The following is a 17,680-nucleotide window of genomic DNA, read 5'->3' as shown; positions in this document are numbered from 1 at the left end:
CAGGCCAGGGAACGGTCACTGCCCCACAGCAAAACGCTAGGCCGGGCAGGCATCCTTCAGGGCCTGGACCGATTCCGCCGGAACCTCGTCGCCGGCCTTGGCAATATTGTCCAAGGCAGTGGTGATGTCGCTGGGAACCCCCGCGGTCCGGGCGGCCTCCACAAGGCCTCCCAGGATCCTCTTGTCTTCCACACTTACCAAGCCATCCTGCACTACGGCACAGATCTGGCGGGTCACCTCATCCGCTGCCGCGGTGGCCACCTTCGAGGCGGCCTCACTGGCAGCGTTTCCGGCGGCTTCCTCCACGGCACCGCAACCGGTCATCAAGATCAACAGCGGGACGGCGGACAGGGCTGCAAGACGGCGCTTCATGGTTCAAAGCCTAGCAATCCCACGCCTCCGACGTTTATCCACCGGCCGCCATGGGTATGCAGTTGATAGTGTGCCCCCATCCGGTGCCCGCCGTGGGGCCCTGGCCGGGCCGCCACCGGACCCGGAAGCCACAGGACAGGAGGACTCTTTTGAACACCGACGGACTTAAAGCCGCTGCCCAGGAAGCTGGCGCCGTGGATCTTCTGCTGATCCGGCACGGCGAGAGTGAGGGCAACGTCGCCGCGACCCAGGCCCGGCTGGCCGGGGCGGAAGTCATTCAGGTACCCGCCCGCGACGCCGACGTGAACCTCTCCGGAACCGGCGAAGAACAGGCCCGGGCCCTGGGGTCGGCCCTTGCCCGGATCGCGGAAGAGTTCCGTCCGGACGCCGTAGTCTCCTCGCCCTACGCCCGGGCGAGGCAAACAGCGGAGATCGCCGTGGGCGAGGCAGGTTGGCCCGTGAAGGTCCGGACGGATGAGCGGCTGCGCGACCGCGAACTCGGCATCCTTGACCGGTTGACCCGGCTGGGCGTGGAAAAGCGCTACCCCGACGAAGCCGAACGGCGGCTGTGGCTCGGCAAACTCTACTACCGCCCGCCGGGCGGTGAATCGTGGGCGGACGTTGCCCTCAGGCTGCGCTCCGTCCTGGCCGAACTCAACAACCTGGGGTCGGGCCACCGCGTGATGGTGGTATGCCACGACGCTGTGATCCTCCTCTTCCGGTACATCCTCGAAGGCATGACCGAGAAGGAGGTCCTCGACCTCGCCGCCGGAACGTCGGTCCTGAACGCTTCCATCACCCGCTATGTCAGGCCCTCCGGAGCCGGCCCCTGGACCCTGGAAAGCTTCAACGTGGCCGATCACCTGGCCGAACAGGGCGTGGCCATCACCGAACACGCAGGAGATGCCAGTGTCCACCCCCAGTAGGCGTCCCGACCCCACTCCCGTGACCCCATCGCTCCTGCGCGACTGGCCCCTGCCCGCGCCGGGCGAAGACAAGTACTCCCGCGGCGCCGTCCTGGTGATCGGCGGGGCACGCGCCACACCAGGTGCCGCCATCCTGGCCGGAACCGCCGCCCTCCGGGCCGGGGCAGGCAAGATCACCCTCGCTGTGGCCGACTCCGTTGCGCCGCACGTAGGCGTGGCCCTGCCCGAATGCGGCGCACCGGGGCTGCCCGAAAATGCCAACGGTTCGGTGACCGGGGAGGGCCTTGACCGGATTGCCTCCTACCTCGAACGTTCCGATGCGGTCCTGATCGGACCTGGACTCGACGATCCGGCGCTCGCCGCAACCCTGCTGCGCCGGCTGCTGGAACGGGAGGATGCGTCCGGGCGTGGTGGCCCCGAGGCGGGGCCCGCCGTCGTCATCGACGCCTACGCACTAGGCGCCCTGCTGGAGCTGGAAAACCTTCTTGAGCCCTGGCGTGGGCGCATGATCCTCACGCCCAATCCGGCGGAAGCAGGGATCCTGCTGGGCCGTGACGTGCAGGAACTGGAAAGGGACGTCGCCGACATTGCCAGGCGCTTCGACGCCGTGGTCAGTTGCCAGGGCGTCATGGCCCGGCCTTCAGGCCAAGGTGGCGAAGAAGCCGGACTGTGGAAAATCACCACGGGCTACGGCGGCTTGGGAACATCAGGCAGCGGTGATGTGCTGGCAGGAGCCATCGCCGGCCTCCGGGCCCGCGGCACAACCGCTGCGCAGGCGGTCTGCTGGGGGACGCATCTGCATGCCGCGGCCGCGGACAGGCTGGCAAGCACCATGGGCCCCCTGGGCTTCCTGGCCCGTGAAATCGCGGACCAACTGCCCGCGCTCATGGTCGAACTCAACACCTGAACCACCCGGATCACCCGAGTCGGTGATCAGTTGGGCTCCTCCGGTGCCTCAGCCACGCGCTGGTCATTGTGGATGATGCCCAACTGTTCCAGGCGGGCTGACATGCCTGCGCCGTCCGGAGCATAGATCCACGGAATGCCGGGCAGGGGCTGGCCCTCGGACTTGGAGCGGCCACCGGCCAGGACGGCCTCCCCCACCGACAATTGGCGGATGGCGATCGCCCGCACTTTGTCCGGATGGTGCTGGGCGAACTCGGAATAGATGGCCTCGTCGTGCTGGCCGTCGTCTCCCACCAGCAACCATTTGATCCCCGGGAAGTCCTCAGCCAGGCGTTCCAAGGACGAACGCTTGTGCTCCCGGCCGCTGCGGAACCAGCGATCCGGGGTCGGCCCCCAATCAGTCAGCAGTTTGGGGCCCGCCGGATACAGGTTGCGGGACAGGAAACGTGCCAGCGTCGGCGCTACATTCCAGGCGCCTGTGGACAGGTACAGCACCGGCGCGGACGGCACAGTGCGCACGATCCGCTCGTACAGGACTGCCATGCCAGGTGTCGGGGTACGGGCATGCTCATTCAGGACGAACGTGTTCCACGCCGCCAGGAACGGCCGGGGCAATGCCGTGACCATCACCGTGTCATCAATGTCGGACACGACCCCGAAATCCGTATCATCGGCCACGATCTGGACCGGTGCCTCCACCACGGAATCGCCCGAACCCAGGGTGATCATGTGCCAACCCGGTTCCAGCGCCGCAGGAATCCGGGCGTCCACCACTCCGCCACGGTCGGCGCGGACCTCAAAATCCGTGCCCGCAACCGTAACCCGCACCAAAGCGTGGGGAACCGGCGCATTCGTGAAATTCCGCCACCCACGCATGCCCTCATGAAGCGGCTTCAACGGCCCCTCGTTGGTGGGGCCGGACGTTTCAGCGACATCGCGGGGGTCACCCAGCACGATCCGCGCCAACACCCGCACCCAGGACGTACTGCCGTAGCCGGTGTAGGGGATCACCGTCTGCACCCGGCCACGCCTCAACGCTAGCCTGGTCTGGAGACCCAGCCACGCGTCGTCGAGCCTTAACGCCAGATGCCGGCGCTTGGCGGCAGACGCCTCGCGCTGGCCGGTGGGGTCGCTGCCGGATTGGTCACGGGGGTTCAGTTCGGGACACATGCGTCCAGTCTGGCACGCCAGGGCCGGCTCAGCGTGTTCATCCTCCAGCCCGGGCGAGGCAGTGGCCGGTCTGGAAGCGACGGGGGTTCGTTGCTAGCGTGTGCGCATGAGCCCGTCGAAGACTCCCCCAGAGATCCTTGACATCGAGGGAACCGAAGTCAGCATCTCGAGCCCGGACAAAATCGTGTTTCCCGACGCCGGCATCACCAAACTCGACCTCGTCAGGTACTACCTCGCCATATCCGACGGTGCCCTCCGCGGCGCAGGGGGCCGCCCCATGGTCCTGAAACGCTTCCCCAAGGGAATCGACGCCGAACCCTTTTTCCAGAAACGCGTGCCCGAAAACCATCCCCCGTACATTGAAACAGCCACGCTGCGGTACGCCTCCGGAACCTCCGCCGAAGAAGCCGTGATCCGCGACGCGGCCGGCCTGGCCTGGGTGGTCAACCTGGGGTGCCTCGACCTCAACCCGCATCCTGTCCGCGCAGAAGACCTCGACCATCCCGACGAACTGCGCATCGACCTCGACCCCATGCCCGGCGTGGACTGGGCCCAGATCATCGATGTCGCCTACGTGGCGCGCGAAGTGCTGGACGACATGGGGCTGGTGGGCTGGCCGAAGACCAGCGGATCCCGCGGACTCCACATCCTGGTGCGGATCGCCCCCCGGTGGAGTTACCGCGAGCTCAGGCTGGCAGCGGAGACCTTGGCGCGGGAAGTGGAAAACCGGGCACCCGGCCTGGCAACGGCCAAGTGGTGGAAGGAAGAGCGCGGCGAAAGCGTGTTCGTGGACTTCAACCAAAACGCCAAGGACCGGACCGTGGCCTCCTCCTACTCCGTACGCCCCCGGCCTGATGCCCGCGTATCCACTCCCCTGGCCTGGAGCGAAGTCGCCACCGCCCGTCCCGAACGGTTCACTGTCGCCACCGTACCCCTGCGCTTCGCAGAACAGGGCGATCCCCACCAGGCCATTGACGACCACCCCGGCTCACTCGACAACCTCCTCGCCCTGGCAGCCGATATGGGACCGGCAGAGAAGGCGCCGCGTGCCGGTGACGGTTCCGGCCGCCGTCGATCCGTCATGCCCCTCATAGAAGTGGCACGGACCAAAACCAAACCCGAAGCGCTCGCAGCCCTTGAGGAATGGAAGGACATGCACTCCGGTGTGGTTTCCCACCTTCACCCGGCGGACGTCCTGGTGGACGGCATGCGCGGGTCGAGTTCCCTCTGGTACCGGGTGCGAGTGAACCTGCAGCACGTCCCGGAAGATGTGCGCCCGCCGCAGGAAGAACTGCTGGCCACCTACGATCCATGGGCCGGCAAGGAGTGGCCCGGCCGTTGACCTGAGAGTTCCAGCAGCCACCCCGCCACAAATGATAAGCAACCTGTCTATAGTGGGGACAGGAGCATCACGTGGAGGAAGGCGGAGACTATGCGTCGTATGGGAGCAGCATCGGCAGCGCTGGCTGCCCTTGTACTGTCGGGATGCGCCGGGACGTTTCCGGCTGACCCTGACGGCACGCTGGACCGGGTGGAGAACGGCATCCTGCGGGTAGGCGCGAGCCCCAACGGGGAATGGGTCACGCTGTCCCCCTCCGGCCAGCCCCAAGGACGGGATGTGCAGCTGATCAGTGACTTCGCCGCACGCCTTGGCGCCCGCGTGGAGTGGAGCACAGGGACTGAACATATCCTGGCCGAACGGGTCGAAGAGGGAGAGTTGGATGTCATGATCGGCGGTCTCCGCAAGGACACCCCTTGGGAAAAGAACACAGGGTTGACCCGACCTTACGCCGAGTCCCTGGACACTCAAGGCAAGAAGCACCAGCACGTCATGCTGGTTCCCAAGGGCGAAAACGCGTTCCTGCTGAAACTGGACACGTTCCTGAAGGACGCAGGTGGTGCCCGGTGAAGGCCACCGACATCCGCGCCCGGCAGGCGTCACTGCGTTTCGGACACACCGAACTGCCTGCCGAGCAGCAGGCTGCGCTCCGCAGGGCCGTCCGGTTCGAGTGGATCACCATAGCCTTCCTTGCCGTGTCCACCGGGATGATCTACCTGCTCCTGGGAAATTCACAGGCCATGAAGGCGGCATGGGTGGAAGACGTGCTCTCCTTCCTGCCTCCCTTGGCTTTCCTGGTGGCCGTGCGCGTGATCCGCAGACGTCCAAGCGCCGAACATCCTTACGGATACCACCGCGCCGTCGGCGTTGCCCACCTCGTGGCAGCCGTGGCGCTGGCTGTCATGGGCACCTTCCTGGTGGTGGACTCGGGCATCAGCCTGCTGACCGCCGAGCATCCGACCATCGGCGGGTTCGACTTCTTCGGGCAGACCATCTGGCTGGGCTGGGTCATGATCGTTGCCATGCTCCTCACTGCCGGACCACCGGTGTATCTGGGGCACGTGAAGATGAAACTGGCCAAAGCCCTCCACGACAAGGTCCTCTACGCCGATGCCGACATGAACAAGGCAGACTGGCAGACTGCCGTTGCCGCAGCAGCCGGCGTTGCCGGCATCGGCATCGGCTGGTGGTGGGCGGACGCAGTGGCCGCCTTGATCATCTCAGCCAGCATCCTGCGGGACGGCGTCCGCAACACGAAAGCCGCCATCACGGCCCTGATGGACAAAAGGGCGCGGACCTACGACGACACAGAACCGCACCCGCTGGGCGCCCTGGTGGACGGATACCTTGCGGGCCTGGACTGGGTGGAAGAGGCCAGGTCGCGCGTGCGGGACCAGGGGCATGTCTTCCATGTGGAGGCTTTTGTGGTCCCGGCCCACCGCATGCCCACCCTGGACATGCTGGAGGCTGCCCGTAAGGAGTGTTCCAGCCTGGACTGGAAGCTGAAGGACCTGGTGATCATCCCGGTACCTGACCTTCCCGCAGAGGCGTTACCCGGTGTTGGCAGCGAAAGAAGGGCCTGATACATGAGCCTGCGCGTGGCCCAGCCGGCGCTTACAAACGCCCCTTGAGGATCATCTTCCAATAGAGCCGTGGAAACAGGTCACGGTCTATCCACCAGGAAAGCCGGCTCTCCTTCCAGGTGGGCACCTTCGGAATGGTGGGCATGGGCCGCAAACGGTCGTCGAACTCGGCGAAAACCACAGTATTGCGCGACACCGTGAAAGGGCAGACAGAGTATCCGTTGTACTTCCGGCCGGGCTCACGGCCCTTCAGCACGGCCGACAGATTCCTTGCCAGCACGCTGGTTTGTTTCCGCAACGCGCCGCCGGCCTTGGAGTTGGTGGTGGCTGCTGCGTCCCCGAGTGCCCAGACGTCGGGATACCGCTGGTGGCGGAGCGTCCGCGTGTCCACCTCCACGAAGCCGCCGGCATCCCCGACCGCGGACAAGCCGGTTCCCCTGAGCCACCCGGGCGCCGATTGCGGAGGGACGGCATTGAGGACGTCATAGCCGAGGTCCTCTGTGGCGCCGGTGACAGTGTCCCGGATCGTCGCAGTTCGTCCAGCAGAATCGACCGCTACGAGTTCACTGTTGGTGCGAAGCTCGATGCCGTACTCCGCAATCTTCCGCTCCAGCTCCCGGTCCACCGCGGGTACCCCAAAGACTGTGGGGTAGGGCTGTACCATCACCACCCTTATTTCACTGAGCACCCCTTGTTGCTTCCAGTAGTCGCAGGCCAGGTACATAGGTTTCTGGCTCGCGCCGGCGCACTTGACCGGCCCTGCGGGCATCGTGAACACGGCGGTCCCGGACCTCAGCGCGCTCAGGAGCGTCCAGGCTTTGTGTGCCAGCTCGAAGTCATAGTGGGAGGAGCCGTGGGGTGAGTGCACGGCCTCAGCAAGGCCGGGTACGGCGTCCCAACGGTATTCCAACCCAGGACAGACCACCAGGTGCCCATAGTCAACGGCGGACCCGGAACCGAGCGCCACGGAGCGCGATTCCGGATCAACGCCCGAAGCCCGGTCCCTGATCCACGTCACTCCCCGGGGGATCACGGACTGCTGGCTGCGGATGGCTTCCTGCGCCCGGGCGCGACCTCCGGCTATGTGGGAAAACAGAGGCTGGTAGAGATGGTGGTCCTTGGGCTCAATGAGGGCGATGTCCTTGACCCCGTACCGAGCCAGCCTGGCCGCCAGCGACACTCCGGCGTTGCCGCCGCCGATGATGACCACCTCATGACGGCGCGCCATGCGCTACTTCTTCTCCGTGAGCGCAGAGGCCTTGTGAGCCGCCCTGGCGCCCGTCTTCTCCGACTCCACTACGTACTGCGGCTCGTCCTCGCTGGCCCGGTGCCTGTTGCCGTCCAATTCAAAGTCGGTGGTCTTCTTCTCCACAATTTTTCCGTGGGTCTTGCCCTGAGAGGTGTTCCATTCGACCTCGGTGCCCTTGCTGAGTGCCATGACTGTCCTTCGTGTGGTGTCCGCTCACGTGCCACTCAATACTAAGCATGGTGATGAATTGGCGGTAGGCTCGTGGAACGCGGAGAGGTGGCTGCGGCACCCTCCCACAGCCGCACACGGAAGCAGGAAGCATTTGACCGCCATCGTCAGTACTGCCAGTCCAGCCGACGACCTCACGGGGCTGCTCGGCATTGCAGCCCAGGTGATCGAGGCCATGGGCGAATGGGGCGTGGGTTTCCTGACCTTCCTGGAAACGGTGTTTCCGCCGGTTCCAAGCGAGGCGATCCTTCCGTTGGCAGGCTTTCTGGCAAGCCAGGGAAGCCTGACCATGATTCTTGTCTTTGTCACCAGCACCCTGGGCGCCTACGCAGGTGCCTTGCTGCTGTACTGGCTAGGGTTCAAAGCAGGACTGGAGCGATCCATCCGGTTGCTCTCCAAGCTGCCACTGGTTGACCGCGAAGACTTCGAGAAGGCCGCGGACTGGTTCGAACGCCACGGCAAGTCAGCGATCTTCTTTGGGCGGCTTCTGCCTGGCGTCCGTAGCCTCATCTCCTTGCCTGCGGGCGCAGAGCGAATGAACCTGATGACATTCAGCCTGTTTACCCTGGCCGGAACCAGCATTTGGAACGGCCTGTTAATCGGGCTGGGAGCACTGCTTGGCAAGCAGTACCACCTTGTTGACCAGTACTCGCGCTTCCTCAACTACGCAATCTACGCAGGCCTTGCCGGGTTCGTCGTGTGGCTGTTCGTACGGAGCCGCCGGAAGCGGAAGGAGCGCGCCGGGTAACGCAGAGCGGCCCGGCGGGACGCGTCCCGCTGGCGAAAGATGCACGACGGCGGGTTCCCGCAGCGACGGACAACCCCTGACATTGACATGTTCCCAAGGCGCGCCTATTGTCAACAATCGTCAATCTAATCGTCGACAATCGACGTGGTTTCCTTCCCTTTACGTCAGCGTCGACGCTATTGAGCACGAAGGAGATTCAGATGAGCACCACCCACGTGGCAGCCACTCCCATTGCCCCGGACCCCCGGAGCACGCGACAGGCAGACGCAGTTATCCAGTCCATCAGCCTGCCCGGCACCGGCCTGCCTGTCCTGGACCCCGCCACAGCCGAGACTATTGCCTACGTCGAAGACTGTGGCGTCCAGAATGCACTTCACGCTGTTGGAGTTGCCGACACCGCGGGGGCAAGCTGGGCCAGGAGCAGCCTTCGCCAGCGGGCAGACATACTGCACGCCTGGTACGAGATCCTTGTCTCGCGCACCGAGGATCTCGCGCACCTTATTTCACGCGAAATGGGCAAGCCGCTGGCCGAGGCTCGGGGCGAGGTCAGGTACGGCACCGACTTCGTCCGCTGGTACGCAGAAGAAGCGGTACGGCCGGCCGGGAACTTTCGGGACACCCCCGACGGCGGGGCAAGCCTGCTGACGCGGCGCTCTCCCGTTGGACTGGCGGTACTGATCACGCCATGGAATTTCCCCCTGGCCATGGCCACCCGGAAAATCGCGCCGGCATTGGCGGCAGGATGCCCTGTCGTCATCAAGCCTGCAGCCCTCACTCCCCTGACGACGCACTTTGCCGTCCAACTCGCCATTGAAGCAGGTGTGCCCGAAGGCTTGATCCAAGTCATCACGACATCCAATTCCAGGGCCTTCAGTGAAGCCGTCCTGCTCGATCCCAGAGTCCGGAAGGTTTCCTTTACAGGATCAACGCCCGTCGGCCGTCAACTCCTGCAGCTTGCTGCCCGGAACGTACTCCGCAGTTCCATGGAACTCGGCGGCAACGCACCCCTCATCGTTTTCAACGACGCAGACCTTGACCGCGCCCTGGAAGGCACTTTCGCCGCTAAGTTGCGCAACGGTGGACAGTCCTGCATAGGGGCAAACCGCATCTATGTCCAGGACGCCATAGCCGATGACTTTGCGGAAGCCCTGACCGAACGCTTTGCACAAGTCGCCGTAGGAAGCGGGCTTGGACAACAGACCGGCCTCGGCGCACTGATCGACAACCGGGCGGTAGCCCAGATGCAAGCCTACTCCGACAATGCGGTGAATCTGGGCGCCAGCCTGCTGACCGGCGGGCACGGCTACGACTCCCCTGGAAATTTCTTCGCCCCGACAGTCCTGGACCACGTGACCGAAGACTCCGAGGTTGCCCGGTCAGAAATTTTTGGTCCCATCGCCGCAATTCAGCGCTTCAGCACGGAGGATGAAGTGGTGACCCGTGCCAACGCTACGGAATTTGGCTTGGCCGGTTATGTCTTCACAGAGAACCTCGACCGGGCGTTAAACGTCGCGGACCGCCTTGAGACCGGAATTGTGGGAATCAACCAAGGGGTCCCGTCCAACGCCGGCGCCCCCTTCGGCGGCATCAAGCAGTCCGGCCTTGGCCGCGAGGGAAGTGCTGAAGGCCTCGAAGAGTATGAAAACATCCGCTTCTATAACGTAGCGCGGCGCGCCACATCCTAGCGTCTCTGACGCAATGAGACCGGTGCCCTTGGTGGCGCCGGTCTCCACTGTGCCCCGCCAGGGGCAGCGAATCCGCTGGACTCCACTGCAGGTTCCAGGATAGCAACCCGACGTGGAAGAGCGAACGCCGCCGCAAGATGTCGAAGAATCGTTGACAATCTACGACTAGGCGCGTATTGTCGACAATCGACGGGGCGCGGTGAACAGAAATCCTAGCCCACGAGAAAATTCTCGTCGACAATCGACTAGCTCTGCAATTGGAGGAATTGTGGTATTCGAAAACAAGCCAAAATTCGTTACGTTCGACATGAACGGAACGCTCATAAAATTTGCGATCAACGATGCTACGCGCGACGTCTTGGGCGATCGACTGCCCGCAGAGGCAGCGGACGAGTACTTGCGGCTTTGCAAGGCGTACCGGATCGATGAGTGCACCGGCGAGTACAAGCCATTCCACCAGATAGTCGCCGACTCCATGGCGCGCGCATCACGCAAGGTGGGCATTGAGTTCCGCGTCGAGGACGCCCACGAGGTCTACGACCGGATTCCCACGTGGGGTCCTTACCCCGGCGTCACCGACGCGCTGAACCGCTTGGCAGAAGCCGTGCCCCTGGTCATCATCACCAACAGCGACACGGCGGTGACCGAGCGCCTCGCCGCCAACCTCGAGGCCCCGTTCGAGGTCATCATTACCGCCGAGCAAATGGGCATGTACAAACCGCGGCTCGGTGCCTTCGAGTACATGTTCGACAAGCTTGGCGTCACCCCCGATGAGATCGTGCATGTCTCGGCCAGCCCCATGTACGACCACCGATCGGCAGCAATCTTGGGCATCGGGAAGAAGGTGTACGTCGACCGTGGCTTCGAGCACGACGAGCACTGGCTCGGCTATGAGCGGATCACCGATATCGCCGACCTTCCCGCCCTCTTTGGTCTACCACGTTCCGTTTCCTGAGCGACGGAAGCGAACAGGTGACTTACGGCAGGGCGGCGGGATCATGAGCCTTCCATTGCCTCAAACAGTCCGGGGCGGGACTGCTTCGGAAAGGTTGGCGGACCTGGGATTGGAGCTCCCAGTGCTGGCTGCCAATGCCTACTACGTAGACCACAACCAGGTGGGGGAAAGCATTCACATTTCGGGTCAGCTGCCATTTCGGGATGGTGAGCTGCTGTGCCAAGGCGTCGTCGGCCGGGATGTTGACCTGGAGACAGCCAAGGAGCTGGCCCGTCACGCCGCGTTGAATTGCCTCGCCGCTGCTGTCCAGGCCGTCGGCGACCTTGACAGGGTCCGCGTGGTGCAGATGCTGGTGTTCGTAGCCAGTCCGCCGGACTTTGGTTTGCAGTCCAAGGTTGCCGAAGGGGCGAGTGAATTGCTCATCGAGGTTCTCGGCGAAAAGGGACGCCACTCCCGCACCGCCATCGGAGTCGCCGGCCTGCCACTGAATACTCCTGTTGAGATCCAGATGGTCTGCACCGCCGCCTCTTAGGCGGGACCGGTTGTTCGGGACCCGCCGTCGCGGGCCCCGAACAACATCATTTCGAAGACCACAGAACGATCGGCTTCGAACCTTCACCAAAAGAATCATGAGGAGTAAGCGTGAACCGGCTTCAACGGGCACTGGCCGCACTGGCTGCCAGCATTGACACCCCCGCGCCCATCATTTTGGTCGACGTGATGCAGGACAATATTGACCGCATGCAGGCTTTCGCCAACAAGCGCAACCTCGAAGTGCGTCCGCACGTCAAGACACATAAGTGCGTCGAGATCGGCCGGCGCCAGGTCAAGGCAGGCGCCGTTGGCATTACCGCCGGCAATGTGGGCGAGGCAGAAGTCTTCGCAGCGGCAGGGTTTGAAGACATCTTCATTGCCTACCCGATCTGGCCTTCAGGGACCAAGGGAGCACGGCTCCGGAAGCTTGCCGTCACTACGCGGCTACGGGTCGGGGTCGACAACTTTTCGGCAATCAATGCCATCGCTGAGGCTATGGGTTCTGATGCCGGACGGCTGGAGGTCGTGGTTGAGGTTGATTGCGGTGCCCAACGTTCCGGTGCGCCCCCGGAGTCCGCCGGCGACCTCGCCGTCGCCGCCCGCGAGAGAGGCTTGGTACCAGTGGGCGTCTTCACCTACCCCGGCCATGGAAGCTCCGGCCCTGACGCCCGCAAGCGCGCCGCAATGGACCAGGAAGCAGCGCTGACCGCCGCCGTGCGCAGCTTCAGAGCCGTAGGCATCACTGCCACTGTGGTCAGCGCAGGCTCCACACCCACCATCGAATATGCCACTAGCAGCATCATTACCGAAATCCGGCCCGGTGAGTACGTTTTCAACGATTTGAACAACACCAGGCTTGGCGCCTGCGCCGAGGACCAAATAGCACTGTTCGTTGCCGGCACGGTCGTCAGTGATTGGGTTCCCGATCAAGTCATCCTCGATGTGGGCACCAAGGCATTGAGCCGGGAAGGCAACGCAGAAATCGGCTTCGGTGCAGTGCCCGGCACTCAGGCAATCCTGTCCAAACTCAACGAATATCACGGCTTCCTGCCGTTGCCCTCGGGTTTCCAACCCCCGATAGGCACAGTGCTGCCGGTCATCCCTAACCACGTTTGCCCCGTTGTGGTCAACTTCGAGGAATACATCATCACCGACAGTACGGGTTCCACCTGCGAACGCTGGGCCGTCGACGCCCGCGGCTTCCTCAACTAGGCACGGCGGACAGGAACGACTCGACGGCCTGCCCACAAATTCCCAACCAGGAGAATCAGACATGAGACTAAGCAAAGTTACGGCCCTGGTCACCGGCGCCAACAGCGGAATCGGGCAAGCGGTATGCTCACACTTCCGTCGCGAAGGAGCCCGCCTCATATTGACCGGCCGCAAGGCCCGGATTGACAGCGCACAACCAGACGACCTGTATGTCCCGGGAGACCTTAACGACGAAGACTTCGTCAAATGTCTCGCCCGCGAGGCTGCTGAAACGTACGGCACCGTCGACGTCGTCGTACTGAACCACGGCCTGCAGGTCAGCGGACCCCTGACAGGGATGTCCTACGAAGACGCCAGGAATGTGCTGCACAGCAACCTGTTGAGTTCATTCCTGGTGATGAAGCACTTTGCGCCGTTGATGCCGGCCACCGGAGGATCATTTGTCCTGGTCAGTTCGCGGCTCGGGATGGTGGGCAAGCCGGACGAAGTTCTGTACTCCGCAGCCAAGGGCGGCCTGATCATGCTCGCAAAGGGCGCAGCCATCGAGTGGGCTGAGCGAAACATCCGGGTGAACGTCGTCGCCCCCGGCCTCACGGCTACTCCCGTCATCGAAGCGTCATTCCAGCGAAGGGAGGATCCCGAGGCCTATCGACGCCACCGTGAAGGGCAGATTCCCCTCCAACGTCTGGCTGCTCCCAAGGAAGTGGCCGATGCGGTCCTCTTCCTCGCCTCTTCGGAATCCTCCTACGTTACCGGTGCCACGTTGCCCGTCGATGGCGGATATACCGCGTTCTAATGATCTTCCCCACACAACAAGGACCAAAAATGACAACCGTCGCGGCAAAACCCCGCAATGGGGACCTCGGCTTCTGGATGGCCGGACTCGAAAAGAACAGGCGCCCCTACCCCCGGTTTGCTGGGGAACAGTCTGTTGATCTGGCAATCGTGGGTGCCGGTTACACGGGGTTGTGGGCGGCATACTTCGCCAAGAAGCTCGACCCCTCCCTATCGGTTGCGGTTTTCGAAGCAGAGCAAATCGGATATGGAGCCTCCGGCCGGAACGGCGGGTGGCTGTCAGCGATGCCCGCAGGAAACAGGGCCCGGTTTGCCCGCGCGTCAAAGGGCGGTATCGAGGCGAGCCGGGCATTGCAACGGGAGTTCGTTGCCGGCGTCGACGCCGTCCTGGAGATCCTGCGGGCGGAAGGCATCGACGCCGATCAACGCAAGAGCGGCGCGCTGGTTGCTGCCCACACGAAAGCCGGGCTTGGCAGGCTCGTGGCCAGACGGGACGCCGACTGGAAATACGGACTGACCGACGACGATGTCTACCTGATCGACCGTGAAGAGTTCCAGGAACAAATCAACATCTCCACTGTCTACGGGGGCCTCGTCTACAAGCACTGTGCCCGGCTTAACCCGGCAAAGCTGGTCCACGGATTAGCAGAAACCCTCACGTCCATGGGGGTCAGGATCTTCGAGGGCAGCCGGGTCGGCAGCATCAACGGAAATACACTGACACTGGACAACGGACGGGTGACCGCTGAAAAGACCTTTATCTGCACTGAAGGATACTCCGGACCACTCCTCGGCAGCAGGAGCCTGATACCCATCAACTCCTCAATGATTGTGACCAAGCCCCTCCCGGACGAAGCATGGCGACACATCGGCTGGAATGGACCGCAGTGCCTCAGCGACTCCGCGCACACGTTCATCTACTCCCAGAGAACAGCCGATGGCCGCATTGCCATCGGAGGCCGAGGCAAACCCTACCGGTATAACTCCGGGACGGGCGGTGCAGGTTCAACGGCCGGGTCCACCGTTGACCTGCTGTCCACCAAGCTTCGTACCTTCTTCCCCGGCATCGACTTCCAAGTCGACCACGCGTGGTCCGGGGTTCTCGGCGTAACCCGTGACTGGAACGGGGGCGTTCAATGGGACCAAGCATCAGGGATCGGTTCGTCAACCGGTTACGCCGGGCACGGCGTCACCGCGGCATACCTCGGCGGCAGGACACTGGTGGAGCTGGCATTCGAACAGAAAACGGAGCGAACATCACTTCCCTGGGTGGGATATCGCGCACCCAAATGGGAGCCCGAGCCCATTCGCTGGTTGGGAGTTCACGGTATGTACAGCCTCTTCGGTTTTGCCGACAAGTGGGAAGAACATCGGGGTTCAACCACAACGTCGCTCCTGGCAAAGTTCGGCAGCAGGCTGGCGGGCCTCCACGAATAACCGCGCCCAGGTATGAGGAACGTTGGACGATATAATCGACAATCGACAGAGAGGTGGCCTGATGGACAACAAATTCGCGTGGCACGAACAGCGCACCACCACGCCTGACGGCGTCTACCGTGTCCTGCGCACTGCCATCCTGGACGGGACGGTGCCTCCGGGGGAACAGTTGCGTGAGACCCACATCGCCGCCGACCTGGGTATCAGCCGCTCTCCGCTCCGTGAGGCATTGACACGCCTTGAAGAGGAGGGGCTGGTGGTGAAGGTTCCGTTCAAGGGATCGTTCGTTGTGGAGGTGAGCGCCCGTGACATCGCCGAAATCGCGTCGATTCGAATGCTCGTGGAGCCTTACGCCGCCGAACTCTCCGCCACAGAACTACGCGGGCCTGGGCGACTGAGGCTAAAGCAGACTATCGAGGAGCTTTATCGCGCCACCGATACCAACGATATTCCTGCGAGCATTGACGCCCACCTCCGTTTCCACAGGCTGTTTTATGAGTTCTCAGGGAACAAGACATTGCAAGCCCTGTGGAACGGCTGGGAGAACAAGCTGCGGCTCTATTTCGCAGCCGACCATCCAACTTACAACGACCTCCATGAACTCGCCGTTGAGCACGAAAGGCTCGCTGAGCATGCCCTCGAAGGAGACGTGGCAGCCTTTCGCCGGGAGATGGAGAAACAGTTCCATAACGCACTCCAAGGCGAAGAAAATACGGACCGCAGCTGAGTGGCTGCGGCCCGGGCCCTCCATGCGTATCAGCTAAGCGGCTCGGATTGAACGTGTGCCTTGGCATGTGAAGGCATGCGGTTTCCTCTCAATCAGAGGGTCGTCGTGGCGCCTTCCATGCCGGCTTTTCGCCAGCATGCGTGGTCCAAGCCGCTGACAGCCCTCCCCCGCCGACCGTCAGGAGCAACAGCCCGCCCACCAGGTTGAACGCACCGTTCGCGAAGACGCAAGTAGCGATACCTGTCATGGCAAGAAATACCATCACGGTCGTGAAGGCACGCACGTCACGCCAGCCTTAGTTGGAGGGGAAGTTGTAGGAGGCGCCGGAGGCGTGGTGGGTTTCGGGCCAGCGGGAGGTGATGACTTTGCCGCGGGTGTAGAAGGAGACGCCTTCGGGGCCGTAGATGTGTTTGTCGCCGAAGAGGGAGGCTTTCCAACCGCCGAAGGAGTGGTAGGCCACCGGGACGGGCAGGGGCACGTTGATGCCGATCATGCCCACGGTGACTGAGCGCTGGAACTTCCGTGCCGCGGCGCCGGAGGAGGTGAAGATCGCGGTGCCGTTGCCGTAGGGGTTGGAGTTGATCAGCGCGATGCCCTCTTCCAGGGTGTCTACGCGGACCACCACCAGGACGGGGCCGAAGATCTCCTCGGTGTAGGCGGTCATTTCGGTTTTGACGTGGTCGATCACGGTGGGGCCGACCCAGAAGCCTTCTTCGTGGCCCGGGACCACCAGGTCGCGGCCGTCCACCACCATGGCAGCACCAGTGGCTTCGGCTTCGGTAACGATCTTCACGATGCGTTCCTTGGAGGCCGGGGTGATGACCGGGCCCATTTCGGCGCCGGGTTCGGTGCCGTTGTTGACCTTCACGGCCAGGGCACGCTCTTGAACCTTCTTCACCAACAGATCGGCAGCGTCCCCGACGGCGACGGCGACGGAGATTGCCATGCACCGCTCCCCTGCCGAGCCGAAAGCGGCGGCGGCGAGGTGGTCCGCGGCGTTGTCCAGGTCAGCGTCCGGGAGCACGATCGCGTGGTTCTTCGCCCCACCCAGGGCCTGGACCCTTTTGCCGTGCTTGGTGGCGGTTTCGTGGACGTACTGGGCGATCGGGGTGGACCCGACAAAGCTGATGCCGTCCACGTCCGGGTGGGTCAGGAGGCCGTCGACGGTTTCCTTGCCGCCGTGCAGGACCTGGAAGACACCATCGGGCAGGCCGGCTTCCTGCCAGAGCTTGGCCAGCAGCAGCGACGGGGACGGGTCCCGCTCGGAGGGCTTGAGGATGAACGCGTTACCGGTGGCGATCGCCATCGGGGCCATCCACAACGGCACCATCACGGGGAAGTTGAACGGGGTAATACCGGCCACCACACCGAGCGGTTCGCGGAAGGAGAACACGTCGATGCCGGTGGAAACCTGGTCCGAGTAATCACCCTTCAACAAGGAAGGAATACCGCAGGCGAATTCGATCACTTCCAGGCCGCGGCCGATCTCGCCCTTGGCATCGGAGAGGACCTTGCCGTGCTCGGCCGTGATCAGCTCAGCGAGTTCGTCCACGTGCGCTGCGACCAGTTCACGGAACTTGAACAACACCGCGGTGCGCTTGGCCAGGGAAATGTCGCCCCAGGAATCAGCGGCTTTGCGGGCAGCGGCAACAACCGTGTTCAGGTCGGCCTCGTTCGCCAGGCGCAGCTGCGCGGTGACCTGCCCGGTCGCAGGGTTATAGACCGGCTGGGTCCGGTCACCCTCACCGGAGGACTCGGCACCGTTGATGAAATGGTTGATAGTGGTCAAAGTGGTCGTCGACATCGACAGTCTT

The 17,680-nt window shown here is 63.4% G+C and carries 18 protein-coding genes; 13 read left to right on the top strand and 5 right to left on the bottom strand.

Annotated elements, in window-relative coordinates; all coding sequences use genetic code 11:
• Positions 1-36: 36 nt before the first annotated feature.
• Entirely contained in the window at positions 37-372 is a 336-nt protein-coding gene (locus ACUYMZ_RS10660) for a hypothetical protein (protein ID WP_426002512.1), read from the bottom strand.
• A gap of 149 nt (positions 373-521) precedes the next feature.
• Here ACUYMZ_RS10660 and ACUYMZ_RS10655 point away from each other — a divergent pair, with 149 nt between their 5' ends.
• Both ACUYMZ_RS10655 and ACUYMZ_RS10650 read left to right on the top strand, forming a co-directional pair.
• Positions 522-1,298: a histidine phosphatase family protein gene (locus ACUYMZ_RS10655; protein ID WP_442422726.1), complete on the top strand. Its 777-nt coding sequence runs from the start codon at positions 522-524 to the stop codon at positions 1,296-1,298.
• Entirely contained in the window at positions 1,282-2,205 is a 924-nt protein-coding gene (locus ACUYMZ_RS10650; protein WP_481603237.1) for an NAD(P)H-hydrate dehydratase, read from the top strand. The genes ACUYMZ_RS10655 and ACUYMZ_RS10650 overlap by 17 nt, the downstream gene beginning before the upstream one ends.
• 26 nt (positions 2,206-2,231) lie before the next feature.
• Here ACUYMZ_RS10650 and ACUYMZ_RS10645 read toward each other — a convergent pair whose 3' ends face one another.
• The gene (locus tag ACUYMZ_RS10645) at positions 2,232-3,374 is read right to left on the bottom strand and encodes an App1 family protein (protein WP_481603235.1); all 1,143 of its coding nucleotides are present in this window, start codon (positions 3,372-3,374) and stop codon (positions 2,232-2,234) included.
• Positions 3,375-3,480: 106 nt separating this feature from the next.
• On the opposite strand from ACUYMZ_RS10645, the gene ligD reads away from it, so the two are divergent.
• The 3 genes from ligD to ACUYMZ_RS10630 all read left to right on the top strand — a co-directional run bounded on the left by ligD (position 3,481) and on the right by ACUYMZ_RS10630 (position 6,296).
• Positions 3,481-4,716 carry a non-homologous end-joining DNA ligase gene (gene ligD, locus ACUYMZ_RS10640; RefSeq protein ID WP_481603233.1) on the top strand — a complete coding sequence of 412 codons (1,236 nt, stop codon included), beginning with the start codon at positions 3,481-3,483 and terminating at the stop codon, positions 4,714-4,716.
• A 99-nt stretch (positions 4,717-4,815) separates the two neighbouring features.
• Positions 4,816-5,283, top strand: a complete 468-nt coding sequence (locus tag ACUYMZ_RS10635) for a transporter substrate-binding domain-containing protein (RefSeq protein WP_481603231.1) — start codon at positions 4,816-4,818, stop codon at positions 5,281-5,283.
• On the top strand, positions 5,280-6,296 hold the full coding sequence (locus tag ACUYMZ_RS10630) for a cation efflux transmembrane domain-containing protein (RefSeq protein WP_481603229.1): 1,017 nt from the start codon (positions 5,280-5,282) through the stop codon (positions 6,294-6,296). The genes ACUYMZ_RS10635 and ACUYMZ_RS10630 overlap by 4 nt, the downstream gene beginning before the upstream one ends.
• 31 nt (positions 6,297-6,327) lie before the next feature.
• On the opposite strand, the gene ACUYMZ_RS10625 is transcribed toward ACUYMZ_RS10630, so the two are convergent.
• On the bottom strand, positions 6,328-7,524 hold the full coding sequence (locus ACUYMZ_RS10625) for an NAD(P)/FAD-dependent oxidoreductase (RefSeq protein ID WP_481603227.1): 1,197 nt from the start codon (positions 7,522-7,524) through the stop codon (positions 6,328-6,330).
• Positions 7,525-7,527: 3 nt separating this feature from the next.
• The gene (locus ACUYMZ_RS10620) at positions 7,528-7,734 is read right to left on the bottom strand and encodes a hypervirulence associated TUDOR domain-containing protein (protein ID WP_481603225.1); all 207 of its coding nucleotides are present in this window, start codon (positions 7,732-7,734) and stop codon (positions 7,528-7,530) included.
• A gap of 133 nt (positions 7,735-7,867) precedes the next feature.
• Here ACUYMZ_RS10620 and ACUYMZ_RS10615 point away from each other — a divergent pair, with 133 nt between their 5' ends.
• From ACUYMZ_RS10615 to ACUYMZ_RS10580, 8 genes are all read left to right on the top strand, one after another.
• Positions 7,868-8,521 carry a DedA family protein gene (locus ACUYMZ_RS10615; protein WP_426002497.1) on the top strand — a complete coding sequence of 218 codons (654 nt, stop codon included), beginning with the start codon at positions 7,868-7,870 and terminating at the stop codon, positions 8,519-8,521.
• Positions 8,522-8,721: 200 nt separating this feature from the next.
• Entirely contained in the window at positions 8,722-10,206 is a 1,485-nt protein-coding gene (locus tag ACUYMZ_RS10610) for an NAD-dependent succinate-semialdehyde dehydrogenase (RefSeq protein ID WP_481603222.1), read from the top strand.
• A 268-nt stretch (positions 10,207-10,474) separates the two neighbouring features.
• Complete coding sequence (locus ACUYMZ_RS10605) at positions 10,475-11,161, top strand: haloacid dehalogenase type II (RefSeq protein ID WP_481603220.1); 687 nt, start codon at positions 10,475-10,477, stop codon at positions 11,159-11,161.
• Positions 11,162-11,204: 43 nt separating this feature from the next.
• Positions 11,205-11,693: a RidA family protein gene (locus ACUYMZ_RS10600; protein ID WP_481603218.1), complete on the top strand. Its 489-nt coding sequence runs from the start codon at positions 11,205-11,207 to the stop codon at positions 11,691-11,693.
• 110 nt (positions 11,694-11,803) lie between these two features.
• Positions 11,804-12,907: an alanine racemase gene (locus ACUYMZ_RS10595; protein ID WP_481603216.1), complete on the top strand. Its 1,104-nt coding sequence runs from the start codon at positions 11,804-11,806 to the stop codon at positions 12,905-12,907.
• A 61-nt stretch (positions 12,908-12,968) separates the two neighbouring features.
• Positions 12,969-13,703 carry an SDR family NAD(P)-dependent oxidoreductase gene (locus tag ACUYMZ_RS10590; RefSeq protein ID WP_481603214.1) on the top strand — a complete coding sequence of 245 codons (735 nt, stop codon included), beginning with the start codon at positions 12,969-12,971 and terminating at the stop codon, positions 13,701-13,703.
• A 29-nt stretch (positions 13,704-13,732) separates the two neighbouring features.
• Positions 13,733-15,139 (top strand): NAD(P)/FAD-dependent oxidoreductase, encoded by a 1,407-nt coding sequence (locus ACUYMZ_RS10585; RefSeq protein ID WP_426007461.1) that lies wholly within the window; start codon positions 13,733-13,735, stop codon positions 15,137-15,139.
• 61 nt (positions 15,140-15,200) lie between these two features.
• On the top strand, positions 15,201-15,866 hold the full coding sequence (locus ACUYMZ_RS10580; RefSeq protein ID WP_426007459.1) for a GntR family transcriptional regulator: 666 nt from the start codon (positions 15,201-15,203) through the stop codon (positions 15,864-15,866).
• A gap of 295 nt (positions 15,867-16,161) precedes the next feature.
• Here the strand turns inward: ACUYMZ_RS10580 and ACUYMZ_RS10575 are convergent, their stop codons facing one another.
• Entirely contained in the window at positions 16,162-17,670 is a 1,509-nt protein-coding gene (locus ACUYMZ_RS10575) for a CoA-acylating methylmalonate-semialdehyde dehydrogenase (RefSeq protein WP_481603211.1), read from the bottom strand.
• Positions 17,671-17,680 lie beyond the last annotated feature (10 nt).

It is taken from the genome of Arthrobacter sp. T572 (assembly GCF_056780115.1).
Note: the sequence above shows the minus strand (reverse complement) of the source record. Positions and strands in the feature narration are given on the sequence as shown.